Here is a 13953-nt window from a genome sequence, read left to right on the forward strand (position 1 = left end):
GGAGTGCTGTAAATGGCGACGATTCTTCTGTCAGCTGTTGGGGCCGCCGCCGGGGCGGGTTTTGGGGGCACAGTTTTGGGCCTGTCTGGTGCGGTCATTGGCCGGGCGGTTGGGGCAACCTTGGGCCGGGTGATTGACCAGCGTTTGATGGGCTCGGGTTCAGAAGCTGTGGAAACAGGGCGGATCGAGCGCTTTCGTTTGACCGGAGCGTCGGAAGGTGCATCCGTCCCGCAGGTCTACGGACGTATGCGCGTCGCAGGGCAAGTTATCTGGGCTACGCAGTTTCAAGAAACCTCATCGAGCAATCGTAGCGGCGGGAAGGGTGCGCCGCAGCAAACCGTGACCAGTTATTCTTATACTGTCAGCTTTGCGGTTGCCCTTTGCGAAGGCCAGATCTCTACGGTTGGCCGGATATGGGCTGACGGGATAGAGATCGACCCCGACAGTCTCAATCTGCGTATTTATCGCGGGACAGAGGACCAGTTGCCCGATCCGAAAATTGAGGCGGTGGAGGGCTTGGGCAATGCACCTGGCTATCGCGGGATTGCCTATGTGGTGGTTGAAGACCTTGATATTTCTCGTTTTGGCAACCGTGTGCCTCAGTTCACCTTTGAAGTCGTGCGTCCGGCTCAAGGGCAATATGCGCAAACGACAACTGACCTTTCCCGTGCAATTCAGGCCGTGGCAATGATGCCCGGGACGGGCGAATATGCTTTGGCTACAACTGCGCTGCACTACAACGATGGCCCCGGCCTAAGCCGTAGCGCCAATGTGAACTCGCCTTCCGGTAAGGCGGATTTTGCGACCTCCTTGCAGCAAATGCGGGGAGAACTGCCAAATGTCAGATCTGTATCTTTGATTGTATCGTGGTTTGGCGGGGATCTGCGCTGTGGAGAGTGCTTGATTCAGCCAAAGGTAGAGCAGAACACGCAGGACGCAGAAAAAATGGCGTGGCGCGCTGGTGGCATTGGACGCAGTCAGGCGCAAGAGATTGTCAAAGAGTCTGACCGCTCCATCTATGGCGGCACACCTTCGGATGCATCTGTCATCGAGGCGATTAAAGCTGTGCGCGATGGCGGGCAGGAGGTGATGTTCTATCCTTTTGTTCTGATGGATCAACTCTCGGGAAATACCCTGCCGGATCCTTACTCTGATGCAATGTCCCAACCGGTTCTGCCGTGGCGCGGCCGCATTACGCTTTCAAAGGCGCCGGGCCGCAGCGGGGGGCCAGATCGGACTTTGGCAGCCGAAGCAGAAGTCGCGGATTTTTTCGGTGCGGCACAGGCAAGCGATTTCACGGTCAATGGTGATGTCATATCCTATAGTGGGCCGAGCGCGTGGCACTATCGTCGGTTTATCCTGCATTACGCTCATCTTTGCGCGGCTGCGGGAGGGGTTGAATCCTTTTGCATCGGCTCCGAAATGCGGGGATTGACCCAAATTCGCGGGCAAGGGGATAGCTTTCCGGCTGTCGAAGCCATGCGCCAATTGGCAGCAGATGTGCGCGCCATATTGGGTTCGGACACCAAGATTACCTATGCGGCGGATTGGTCGGAATACTTTGGCTATCAGACCGATGGGAATGTGTATTTTCATCTTGACCCGCTCTGGGCAGATGAAAATATCGATTTCATCGGCATCGATAATTACATGCCGCTATCGGATTGGCGTGATGATGATGATCAGGCAGACGCGGCATACTCTGCGGTCTATGACCTGGATTACTTGCGCAGCAATGTGATGGGGGGTGAGGGTTATGATTGGTATTATGACAGTATCGAGGGGGAGCTTGCGCAACGGCGCTTGCCGATCACGGACGGGGCTTATGATGAACCTTGGATCTACCGGTATAAAGACCTCAAGAATTGGTGGCTGAATCCACATCATAATCGCATTGATGGCGAGCGTTCACTGGTTTCTACCGAATGGATTCCGCAATCAAAACCGATCCGTTTCACCGAATACGGGTGTGCGGCTATCGACAACGGAACCAATCAGCCCAATAAGTTTCTGGACCCGAAATCATCGGAATCGAGCCTGCCCAAATATTCTAACGGGCGGCGAGACGATACGATCCAGATGCAATATCTTCGGGCAATGGCGCTGGAGTGGGCAGATCCGGCAAGCAATCCGATATCTGCCATCTATGAGGAGCCGATGGTGGATATGTCGCGCGCCCATGCCTGGGCATGGGATGCACGGCCGTTTCCGCAGTTTCCAAATAATGGGGGGCTTTGGTCAGATGGTGAAAACTACGGGCGTGGTCATTGGCTGACAGGACGGAGCGCCAATCTGCCGTTGGACATCGTTGTGGCGGAAATATGTGAACGCTCTGGCATATATGATTTTGATGTTTCGGAATTATTCGGCGTTGTGCGCGGCTATACGCCCGATGGGGTTGGCTCAGCCCGGGCCGCTTTGCAACCTTTGATGTTGGCGTATGGCTTTGAAGCCATTGAGCGCGACGGCGTGCTGTTATTTCAGATGCGGGGCAACAAACCTGCAGTTTCTGTTGATCCAGAACAGCTGGTTGAAACCTCTTCGCTTGACGGGATCATTGAAACCCTGCGCACCCCTGATGCAGAAACCGCGGGGCGCGTGCGGCTGAATTTCATTGAGGCGGAAGCTGATTTCGGGAACCGCCAGGTAGAGGCCATCTTTCCCGATGAAGAGAGCTTTGGCGTATCGCAAAGTGAATTGTCCCTTGCGTTAACGGATAATGAGGGACGAAGCATCGCCGAACGTTGGCTTTCAGAAGCGCGGGTGGCACGCGACACGGCGCGGTTTGCGCTGCCGCGCTCTTTGGCCAAACTGGGAGCTGGTGATATTGTCGACCTCGATGGCCAAGCATATCGAATTGACAGGGTCGACCTATCGGAATTTGCTTTGGTTGAAGCAATTCGTATAGAGCGCTCAGTTTATACGCCCTCAAACACATTTGAGGATCGTCGTCAGGTCAATACATTTGTGCCGCCAACCCCTGTCTATCCTGTATTTCTCGATCTGCCATTGATGACAGGAGAAGAAGTGCCATACGCGCCCCATATCGCGGTAGCAGCCCGTCCTTGGCCGCAATCCGTGGCGGTATGGAGCGCGGCATCCGATGCGGGATATGGGCTTAACCAGATTATTTCGCAGCCCGCAGTCCTAGGCGTTACGCAAACAGAGCTGGCCGCCGCCCCTTCGGGATTATGGGACTGTGGTGCGCCCTTGCGCATTAAACTGAGCAATGGTGCGCTATCTTCAGCCGACAGTCTTGCAGTTTTGTCTGGAAGAAATGCCCTTGCGATCGGCGATGGAAGTCCGGGCAACTGGGAAACATTCAGTTCCAGGACGTCGCACTGATCGAGCCTGGGATATATGAGATAAGTCAGCGCCTGCGAGGGCAGCTTGGCACTGATGGCATAATGCCCGGGGTCTGGCCGGTAGGAAGTATGGTCATCCTGCTTGATGACGCTTTGACGCAGCTTGACCTTTTACCGTCCGAGCGGGGCTTGGCGCGGCATTACCGTATCGGGACGCTGGCGCGTGGGGTCGACGATCCGAATGTTATTCACCGCATCGAAGCATTCACTGGTGTCGGGTTGAGACCATATTCACCCGTTCATTTGCGCGCAAAGCTGTTGCCAGGGGGGGACCGTGAAATCACTTGGGTGCGGCGAACCCGGATTGATGGCGATAGCTGGGAATCCTTTGAGGTTCCATTAGGAGAAACCCAGGAACAATACCTAATCCGCGTTATGGTTGGTGGTATTATTGTTCGCGAGCAGGTGGTTATACAGCCAAGCTGGACTTACTCCCTTGCGCAATTTGAGGCTGACGCCGCACCTGGCGGAACGTTGATGGTGGCGCAAATATCGGACCGGTTCGGGCCCGGTCCATTTGCAACGCTAGCCCTGTCGGCGTGACAGCGCCGGACTTTTTGTGGTGCAAGAACCCGCACTGTCATGAACTTAGGGGGCATGAACATAGAGGGCGGCTTTGGTCGCCCTCTATGGGTGTCGGGATTTTTATGGTTGAGACGGCATTCGACTTGCAAATATTGATCAGGCAATGCTGCGCACCCTAGGCCGTACAGGGGTTCTGTTGCACAAATTCAGTGTGGTAGCTGGCGGCATGAGCAAACCGACATCACCCCCTACAAGAGGACGAACTAGGCTGAATATAATGAGGCGCTGAAGCACCGCGGGTGCCTTACAATCTGGTTCGATCCCGAGATGAGCTGGGATGCTAAGCCTTCCGGCAAGAGGGGCAAATCGCAGATATTCAGCGACGCCGCGATTCAGACCTGTCTGACCATGAAAATGCTGTTCGGGATGGCGCTTCGTCAGACGACGGGCTTTGCCGAAAGCCTGCTGCAACTGACGGGATTGGGCTGGGCGGTGCCTGATTTCAGCACTTTGTCCTGCCGCCTGAGGACGCTTGCAGTCAACATCCCATATCGCAGTTTGACCGGCCCTTTGCATTTCCTGATCGACAGCACCGGCATCAAGGTCGAGGGTGAAGGCGAGAGGAACGCGCGCAAGCACGCTGGTACCAAAACGGCGCGTTTGGCGCAAGATCAACAACGGTATCGACGAAAAGATATTGGAAATCAGAGCCGTCGAGATCACCGATAGCAACACAGGAGATGCGCCAATGCTGCCTGAACTGCTCAATCAAATCCCCCAAGATCAGGAGATTGGTAGCGCAACTGCTGATGGATCATCTGACACGCGAAGATACCATAATGCAATCGCCGATCGTGAAGCGGCTACGGTTATCATGCCGCGTAGAAATGCCCAGCCATGGAAGTCAAGTAGCGCTGGCGCCATTGCCAGGAACGACACGCTCCGCGCATCGAAATATCTGGGCCGGGCACCCTAGCGAAACTGGAGCGGTTACCACCGCCGGAGCAGCGTCGAAATCAAAACGCACTGCTTGAAACTTCTGGGTCAGCGGCTGATGGCGCGGGACTTTGACAGTCAGGGTGCTGAAGCTCAGGTGCGCATCGCGGTCCTGAATGGCTACACTGCGCTTGGTGTCCCTGTTGCGAAAGCCGTGGCTTAAACCCGCTTGGGGATAGGGGGATCCCGTCAAGCAACTGAATTGTGCAACAGAGTTCCGCACTGGTGTAAAAGGGCGGCTGACTGACTGGAAACTTTGTTGAATCATGTTTAAGTGATGTCTCCAGTGATGGACCACAGGTCCGAATACGCCCTATAGTCAGGGCCAGTGAACAACTAAGAGGCAGTCATGCACGAGCAAAAACAAGAGATCACAACGCTTGACCCCGTGTGGCAGCGCATTTGTGACGAGGCTCTACAGGCTGTTGCGACCGAGCCGCTCATGGGCGGGTTGATCCACTCCAGCGTGTTGCATCATGCTTCGTTAGAGCGTGCATTGGCGTTTCGCTTTGCCCTGAAATTGGCATCGGGAGAGATGAGCGAGCAGATATTGCGCGAAATTGCAGATGCAGCCTTCACCGCGGATCCGACACTGGGCCAGATTGCGCGGGCTGATATCGCAGCAGTGTATGAGCGTGATCCTGCATGTAACCGTTTGTTGCAGCCGCTTTTGTTCCTCAAGGGGTTTCAGGCGGTGCAAGCTTATCGTATCGGCCATTGGCTATGGGGTCAGGGGCGGCATGATTTGGCGTTATTTGTTCAAATGCGCGTGTCTGAGGTGTTCGGTGTCGATATCCACCCCAATGCTAAGCTTGGCTGTGGGATCATGATCGATCATGCTCATTCCATCGTTATCGGTGAAACTGCAGTGATCGGCGATAATGTCTCCATGCTGCACTCGGTTACCTTGGGCGGGACCGGGAAAGTGGATGGTGATCGCCATCCTAAGATCGGAGATGGCGTGCTGATCGGGGCAGGAGCTAAGGTCTTGGGGAATATCAAGATTGGACACTGTTCGCGGATTGCCGCTGGTTCGGTTGTCCTAAAAGACATCCCCCCTTGCATGACAGTAGCAGGCGTCCCTGCGCAAGTGGTGGGGGAAGCTGGATGCGATCAGCCCTCTATCATGATGAACCAAGTGTTTGATAGCGGCGATTGACCCAAGTATCCGGACGCTGAATTCCTACGCGGCCTGTCTCGTTGTTCGAGTACGTAAGTTGTGATTTGGATCTTGGCTTGGGCGCGGACTGGCGAAATGCAGACTCTTGCCCTTATGTGACGGCAATTGTATGCCTTTCATCGCGCATCAGGCGGGCAAGGGATCTTTGATTTACTCGTAGCTTCATATTTGCTCTTGCGGTTGGCGCGAGTGACGCAAAATGAGAGCAGCATAGTAGTAACATGCTGACCCATGGCGAACTGGCACCACCGTCACGGCAAAGATTGCTCGAAAAGGACCGGAACACTAAGTCGCAAAAAGGCTAGTTGCCGGTCCACTAGGGCATATTGACGTTCACTCCAATCGGATCACGGTGGCCGCGATTGAGATGAATGCGTTGAAGCTGGCGTCAGTTTTGCAGCAGCGCGTTGCGATTCCCCATTATTCCTTGAGCTTTCCAAAGAAATTCTCGATCAAGTGCCGCCATTTGTTGGTAACGCGGTCGAAGTTGGCCGGGAACCGTCGGTTGGATTTTGGCGGAATGATCGCCTCGATTCCGGCTTGGGCCAGCGCATCACGTAGCCAGTTTGCGTTGAATGCCCGATCGGCAAAGAACTGGCCACACGTTAGCCCTTCGATCAAAGCAGCAGTGCCGCGCAGATCATGCGCTTGTCCCGTTGCCCGAGAAGGGGGCAGCAACCAAAAGTCGATCAGATTGCCTAAGGCATCCGTTAGCGCCATAATCATACTGGTTATGCCCCACGAGAACGCCCCCCTCTCAGCGATGAAATCGCCTGTCGGGCAACGAATGGCCTGGCTTTGAGCCCCCCTTTTACGCCTTGCCCGTGACGGTGAACCTAGACAATTGTGCCGTCGACCACCGCGTATTCAAAGTCGGATTTTTCGTCTAAAACTCTGAAAATACGCCAGAATGAAACTGCCATAACCCATATGCGAAATCGCTTGAAAACAGTGTTCTATCTCCCGAACGCTGACGCTAGACCGCGCCAGTGGCATCCCGTTCGTACGATCCAAAGAACCGCCTCAACAAAAAAGACGAAGGACTGGCCCAGTACGACCGGGATCACATTTCCGGCCAAGACAGAGCGGAAATATATTTTCCTATTTGGCGTCGGTTAAAGCCGTGCGGATCAAGGTTGCCTCCCATGTTTGCAACCTTGACTCATTCAGCAACCGATTTGGGAATCCTTAAACGTAAACACGCCCTCGTTTCATCCTCTGGATTGTCAGATTTTTATCAGGAAAACCTGAATAAGTGACGCCTGCCGAGAGCCTCCTCGGCAGGCGTCACTTTCATGTCCCAAAACCCGGAATGGTCCATTAATCTTCTTCCGGAAATATCTACACTAGCAGTTCAAGCCAACATCGACATTGGGTTTTCCAGGTTGTCTATCACCGCTTGCAGGAATTGAGCCCCCAAAGCCCCATCAATCACCCTGTGATCGACCGAAAGCGTCATCGACATAACAGTTGCCACAGCAATTTCTCCATCGCCGTTTACCACCGGTTTTTTTACGCCCGCGCCCACGGCCAGAATTGATCCGTGCGGCGGGTTGATCACCGCATCAAAATTGTCGACTCCCATCATTCCGAGGTTTGAAATCGCAAAGCTGCCGCCTTGATACTCATGCGGTGCCAACTTCTTGGTTTTCGCGCGGGAGGCCAGATCCTTCATCTCGGCGGAGAGGGTGGAGAGGGACTTTTGATGTGCGTCGCGCAAGACCGGTGTGAACAAGCCTCCCTCGATGGCAACAGCAACCGCCACGTCCGAAGGTTTCAGTTTCAAGATCCGGTCACCGGCCCAAACAGCATTGCAGTCCGGCACGGCTTGCAACGCGTTGGCGCAGGCTTTGATGATGAAATCATTGACCGACAGCTTGATCCCGCGCCCTTCCAATTGTTTGTTGAGAGTGGCACGGAAGGCCATCAGCGCATCCAACTGCACATCACGGCGCAGATAGAAATGCGGAATGGTTTGCTTGGCCTCGGTCAGGCGGGCCGCGATGGTCCGGCGCATACCGTCCAGCGTCACCTCCTCGTATTCGCGATCGGCAAACATCTTCTTTACCGTATCGGCTGTGGCACCACTTGCCGGTGCCGCAGAGGCCGCTGGGGCAGGGGGTGCCGCGACCGGCGCTGCAGCCGGTTTCGCGCCCTCGACATCCGCTTTTACAATCCGGCCGTGAGGGCCGGATCCGGTGATTTGCGTCAGGTCGATACCCTTTTCCACCGCAATACGCCGTGCCAGAGGTGAGGCAAAGATGCGTGCACCAGTCGATTTGGACGCCGCAGGGGCGGCCGTCGCCGTGTCTTTAGAGGCGGCTGCCGCTTCGGCTTTTGGCGCCGCTGCCTCGGCGGGTGCGGTCTTGATGGCAGAGGCGTCTTCGCCCTCTTCCAGCAGAACCGCGATAGGGGTGTTCACTTTCACCCCGGCGCTGCCCTCGGCAACCAGAATTTTTCCGACGATACCTTCATCGACCGCTTCAAATTCCATCGTCGCTTTGTCGGTTTCAATCTCGGCCATGATATCGCCGGATTTGACGGTATCGCCTTCTTTTACCAACCATTTTGCCAATGTGCCTTCTTCCATCGTGGGGGAAAGCGCGGGCATTAAGATTTCAGTCGCCATTTGCGTTTCTCCTTACCGGTAGCAGACAGATTTGACGGCCTCGACCACTTCCGCGGTCGTGATCAGCGCATGTTTTTCAAGGTTCGCCGCATAGGGCATCGGCACATCCTTGCCCGTGCAGTTGATCACCGGCGCATCGAGGTAATCGAAAGCCTTTTCCATGATCGTCGCGGACAGATGGTTGCCGATGGCGCCCACGGGCCAGCCTTCCTCAACCGTGACGCAGCGATTGGTTTTCTGAACCGAGGCCAGAACCGTGCCGTAATCAATCGGGCGCAGGGTGCGCAAGTCGATCACCTCGGCCGAGATCCCATCCTCGGCCAGCTTGTCAGCCGCCTCCAATGCATAGGTCATGCCGATGCCAAAGGAAACGATGGTCACATCCGAGCCTTCGCGCCAGATACGCGCCTTGCCGAACGGAATTGTGAAATCTTCCAGATCAGGGACCTCAAAGGATTTGCCATACATGATCTCGTTTTCAAGGAAGATCACCGGGTTCGGATCGCGGATCGCCTGTTTCAGCAAACCTTTTGCGTCAGCGGCCGAATAGGGCATGACCACTTTCAACCCGGGAACCGCGGCATACCAAGCGGCATAGCACTGGCTGTGTTGTGCACCGACGCGGGCGGCGGCACCATTGGCACCCCGGAACACAATCGGGCAGCCCATCTGCCCGCCAGACATATAAAGCGTCTTGGCGGCAGAGTTCAGGATCTGGTCAATCGCCTGCATCGCAAAGTTGAAGGTCATGAATTCCACAATCGGGTTCAGACCGGCAAAGGCAGAGCCGACCGCGATACCGGTAAAGCCGTGCTCGGTGATCGGCGTATCGACCACACGTTTGGGGCCAAATTCATCCAGCAACCCTTGCGAGATCTTGTAAGCGCCTTGGTATTCACCAACCTCTTCGCCCATCAGATAGACGCGCTCATTGCTGCGCATCTCTTCGGCCATGGCCTCACGCAAGGCTTCGCGCACGGTCATGGTTTTCATCGGCGTGCCTTCGGGCCAATCGGGCGAGGCGTTGGATTTCACCTCTACCGGTGCTGATGGCTCGGCGACGGTGGCGCTTTGTGTTTTTTCTTCAGCGGCTGGCGTGGATTCGGCGGCGGGTGCGGCCTCAACGTCATCGGCGCTTTCGCCTTCTTCGACCAGCACGGCGATGGGTGTATTCACCTTCACGCCTGCGGTGCCCTCGGCGACCAGAAGCTTGCCGACGATACCCTCGTCGACCGCCTCGAACTCCATCGTCGCCTTGTCGGTTTCAATTTCGGCCATGATATCGCCGGATTTAACGGTGTCGCCCTCTTTGACCAACCATTTGGCCAAAGTACCCTCTTCCATCGTCGGTGAAAGGGCCGGCATTAGGATTTGCGTTGCCATATGTGTGTATCCCCCTCAGGCGTAAATATCTGTCCAGAGCTCGTCCAACGCGGGCTCGGGGCTTTCTTTGGCGAATTCGGCACTCTCATTGACGATCGCCTTGATGTCCTTGTCGATGGCCTTGAGGTCGTCATCGGTGGCGTGCCCCCCCTGAACCAACAGGTCGCGCACATGTTCGATGGCGTCTTTTTCATCGCGCATCTTTTGCACCTCTTCGCGGGTGCGGTATTTCGCCGGATCAGACATGGAATGCCCGCGGTAACGATAGGTATTCATTTCCAGAATATAAGGGCCGTCGCCCGCGCGGCACACAGCCACAGCTTTTTCAGCGGCAGCTTTGACGGCCAGAACATCCATACCGTCCACAGCCTCTCCCTTGATGCCATAAGCAGCACCACGCTCCCAAAGTGAGGGCGACTTGGTGGACCGTTTCATGCTGGTGCCCATCGCGTATTGGTTGTTTTCAATGACAAACACCACCGGAAGGTTCCACAGCTCTGCCATGTTATAGGTCTCATAGACCTGACCCTGGTTCGCCGCACCATCCCCGAAATAGGTGAAGGAAACATTGTCATTGCCCATGTATTTATCGGCAAAGGCCAATCCGGCCCCCAGCGGCACCTGTGCGCCAACAATCCCGTGACCGCCGTAAAAATGTTTTTCCTTGGAGAACATATGCATAGAGCCACCTTTCCCCTTGGAATAGCCGCCCTCACGCCCTGTCAATTCAGCCATTACACCCTTGGGGTCCATCCCGCAGGCAAGCATGTGACCGTGGTCGCGGTAGGAGGTGATGCGCTTGTCGCCCTCTTTGGCTGCGGCCTCAATCCCCACGACAACGGCCTCTTGTCCGATGTAGAGGTGGCAAAAACCGCCAATCAACCCCATCCCGTAAAGCTGCCCGGCTTTTTCTTCAAACCGGCGTATCAACAACATTTCCCTGTAAAAGCCCATCAGCTCTTCTTTGGATGTGTTCGGTTTCGCGGCTTTCTTCGGTACGGCCATAGGTCGCACTCCCCCCCAACAATGTAAGTAGTTCACTATTAAACTATCGAGGGCAATACGGAAAAACAAGGAAAAACGTGCAGCGATCCAGCGACCGGGGGGCCGCCAGGAAAGGCAGGTTTCAAAGAGTGTTAGCGGATAACGATCTCATCGGCGCGCATATAGCCCAGCACATCGCGGGCCTGCTCATCCAGAAGGTCCAGATCAAGATAGCTGTCCGACAGCCGGAGCGTAAGATTCTGCATCCGCTCCAACTCGGCGCGTAGCTTGTCTCGTTGCTCAATCAGGCTGCGTTCCTCGGCGCGCAGCTGCACCTGACGAAACACGCCGTAATCGCCCTGAACGGCGGCAAAGGTGAAATATCCACCAAGCGTGACGGCAGCCATCATCAAAAGAAGGGACGTGATTGCGGGGCGTGTTTTCTGGGGGGTCATGATTTTGCCTCAACTCCCCCTGTTGTTCGGGGGTGGTATTGATAATGGCACAGACGAATCACAAAAGGAATCCCCCCGAAGGGAAACTCCTGATTATTTTATTGGCCAGATATCAGCCCGCGACAGAGGCGGCATGGATTGCATCGATCGCCTTGGCAAGCGTTGCGTCGAATTCTGCATCCGTCTGGCCTGCGTTCAACCCTTCCGAAAGGGCACGGCTGAAGCTGGCGATGATGCCTGTGTTTTGGGACAGCATCTGGTTCGCCTCATCGCGTGAATAGCCGCCCGAAAGTGCCACAACCTTCATCACTGCGGGGTGGCCCACCAAGGCTTTGTAATGGTTTGGCTTTGTTGGCAAGGACAGCTTGAGCATGACCTGCTGACCGGCAGGCAGGGCATCGAGATGGCGCAAGATCGCATCGCGCAACAGATCCTCAGCTTCGACCTTATCGGTGATGGTGATGGTGACCTCAGGCTCCAGTATCGGCATCAGACCTGCGGCGGCAACCTCTGCGCCAAGGGCGAATTGTTGGGCGACGGCTGCCTCAATCCCTTTTGGATTAGCCGCATTGATGACCGAGCGTTCCTTGGTGCCGAAAATGCCTGCCTTGGCCGCACGCGCCAAAAGATCAGACAGACCGGGGATGGGTTTCAACAGCTGCACGCCGTCGACCTCATCCTCAAGCCCTTTGTCGATCTTCAAAAAGGGTACAACGCCCCTTTTTTCCCAAAGATATTGCGCGGTGGGCATGCCGTCCACATCGCGGTCCATGGTCTGTTCAAACAAAATCGCGCCGATAACCTTGTCACCATTGAAGGCTGGCGACTGCATGATCCGGGCCCGCATTGCATGGACCATATCGAACATTTCGGCATCGGAACTATAGGCGCTTTCCTCGACGCCATAAAGCCGCAGCGCCTTGGGGGTTGAGCCGCCGCTTTGATCCAACGCCGCGATAAAGCCTGCGCCTTTGGTCATTTGTTCGGCCATTTTGGTCTTCGCCATCGTCAAATCCTTATCTGTACACGAAAGGGCCGAGGCCCGATTGAAACGGGGCATAGCCCCAAGCGCGCATGCATTCAATTCTGTTGGCGCTAACGACTCGCGAAAGGCCAGAGAAATCACCTTACGGTTGCGTCAACCCTTAAGCACGGCAACGCCGGGTAGATCTTTGCCCTCCATCCATTCCAGAAACGCGCCCCCCGCGCTGGAGATATAGGTGAATTGATCCGCGACCCCCGCTTTGTTCAGCGCGGCCACCGTATCACCGCCCCCCGCAACCGAGACAAGGCTTCCATCGCGCGTCAGGTCCCCGGCCTTTTGCGCGGCGGCATTGGTGGCCGCGTCAAAGGGCGAGATTTCAAAGGCGCCAAGCGGGCCGTTCCAGATCAGGGTCCGCGAATTGGTGAAAACCTCGGCGATATGGGCGACGCTTTCGGGACCGGCATCAAGGATCATTGCATCCTCGGGGCAGGCGCTGGCAGGCAAAACCTCAGAGGCGGCGCCTTCCTTGAACTCACGCGCGACCACAATATCGCTTGGCAGATGAATGGTGCAGCCGGACTGCTTGGCCTTGTCCAGAATTTCAACCGCGGTTTCGGTCATGTCACGTTCGGCAAGCGATTTCCCGACCTCGATCCCTTGCGCCACAAGGAAGGTATTGGCCATCCCGCCACCGATGATCAGATGGTCGACCTTGGTCACAAGGTTACCCAACAGATCCAGTTTGGTCGAAACCTTGGCCCCGCCGACAACGGCCGCCACCGGATGGGCAGGGGAACCCAAAGCCGCCTCCAGCGCGGTCAGTTCTGCCTGCATCAAGCGGCCGGCGCAATTGGGCAAAAGCCGGGCGATGGCCTCGGTGCTGGCATGGGCGCGGTGTGCGGCCGAAAACGCGTCATTGACATAGACGTCGCCCAAGGCGGCCATGCCCGCGGCCAGCATCGCGTCGTTTTTCTCTTCGCCCGCATGGAAACGGGTGTTTTCCAACAAGACAACCTCATTGCCCCCCATCGCGGCCACAGCCGTTTTCGCAGGCCCGCCGATGCAGTCACTGGCAAAGCTCACCTTAACATCACCCAAAGCGGCCTGTAGGGCAGGGACCACCTGTTCAAGGCTCATCTCGGGTACTACCGTGCCCTTGGGTCGACCGAAATGCGCCAGCAGCACAGGCTTGCCGCCCTTGGCCAGAATATCCCTAACCGTCGGGATAATCCGCTCGATCCGGGTGGCATCCGTTACCTCGCCCCCGGACATGGGCACGTTCAAATCCACCCGCACCAGCGCAACTTTGCCGTTCAGGTCCATATCATCCAGTGATTTCCAAGCCATCTCGGCCTCCATGCGTTCTGTTGCCCCTTTCCACCCTATCCCTGCAGCGGCGTCAATGGTTAGCCCTTTTCATCACGGCCATGGATGATTAAGTTGCGCCACAT

General features: G+C 56.0%; 7 protein-coding genes and 3 pseudogenes. 3 read left to right on the forward strand and 7 right to left on the reverse strand.

Going from position 1 to position 13953, the window contains the following annotated elements; translation table 11 throughout:
- The first annotated feature begins 12 nt into the window (after positions 1-12).
- The 3 genes and pseudogenes from AKU94_RS11475 (at position 13) to cysE (ending at position 6045) form a co-directional block, all read left to right on the forward strand.
- Positions 13-3908, forward strand: a pseudogene (locus tag AKU94_RS11475) (baseplate multidomain protein megatron).
- A 208-nt stretch (positions 3909-4116) separates the two neighbouring features.
- A pseudogene (locus tag AKU94_RS19260) lies at positions 4117-5049 on the forward strand (IS5 family transposase).
- A 186-nt stretch (positions 5050-5235) separates the two neighbouring features.
- A complete protein-coding gene (gene cysE, locus AKU94_RS11490; protein ID WP_050527407.1) occupies positions 5236-6045 on the forward strand; it encodes a serine O-acetyltransferase in 810 nt (269 codons plus the stop codon).
- Between the two features lie 354 nt (positions 6046-6399).
- On the opposite strand, the pseudogene AKU94_RS19265 reads toward cysE, so the two are convergent.
- The 7 genes and pseudogenes from AKU94_RS19265 to AKU94_RS11525 form a co-directional block, all read right to left on the reverse strand.
- Positions 6400-7161: pseudogene (locus AKU94_RS19265) on the reverse strand (IS5 family transposase).
- Between the two features lie 259 nt (positions 7162-7420).
- Positions 7421-8695, reverse strand: a complete 1275-nt coding sequence (locus AKU94_RS11500) for a pyruvate dehydrogenase complex dihydrolipoamide acetyltransferase (protein ID WP_050527408.1) — start codon at positions 8693-8695, stop codon at positions 7421-7423.
- A 12-nt stretch (positions 8696-8707) separates the two neighbouring features.
- Entirely contained in the window at positions 8708-10078 is a 1371-nt protein-coding gene (locus AKU94_RS11505; RefSeq protein ID WP_050527409.1) for a pyruvate dehydrogenase complex E1 component subunit beta, read from the reverse strand.
- A 15-nt stretch (positions 10079-10093) separates the two neighbouring features.
- A complete protein-coding gene (gene pdhA / locus AKU94_RS11510; protein ID WP_050527410.1) occupies positions 10094-11083 on the reverse strand; it encodes a pyruvate dehydrogenase (acetyl-transferring) E1 component subunit alpha in 990 nt (329 codons plus the stop codon).
- Between the two features lie 131 nt (positions 11084-11214).
- Positions 11215-11517 carry an FtsB family cell division protein gene (locus tag AKU94_RS11515; protein ID WP_050527411.1) on the reverse strand — a complete coding sequence of 101 codons (303 nt, stop codon included), beginning with the start codon at positions 11515-11517 and terminating at the stop codon, positions 11215-11217.
- Positions 11518-11629: 112 nt separating this feature from the next.
- Positions 11630-12523, reverse strand: coding sequence for a fructose bisphosphate aldolase (locus AKU94_RS11520; RefSeq protein ID WP_050527433.1), 894 nt, complete (start codon positions 12521-12523; stop codon positions 11630-11632).
- 132 nt (positions 12524-12655) lie between these two features.
- Positions 12656-13849: a phosphoglycerate kinase gene (locus AKU94_RS11525; RefSeq protein WP_050527434.1), complete on the reverse strand. Its 1194-nt coding sequence runs from the start codon at positions 13847-13849 to the stop codon at positions 12656-12658.
- Positions 13850-13953 lie beyond the last annotated feature (104 nt).

It is taken from the genome of Pseudorhodobacter aquimaris (assembly GCF_001202025.1).
GTDB lineage: Bacteria > Pseudomonadota > Alphaproteobacteria > Rhodobacterales > Rhodobacteraceae > Pseudorhodobacter > Pseudorhodobacter aquimaris.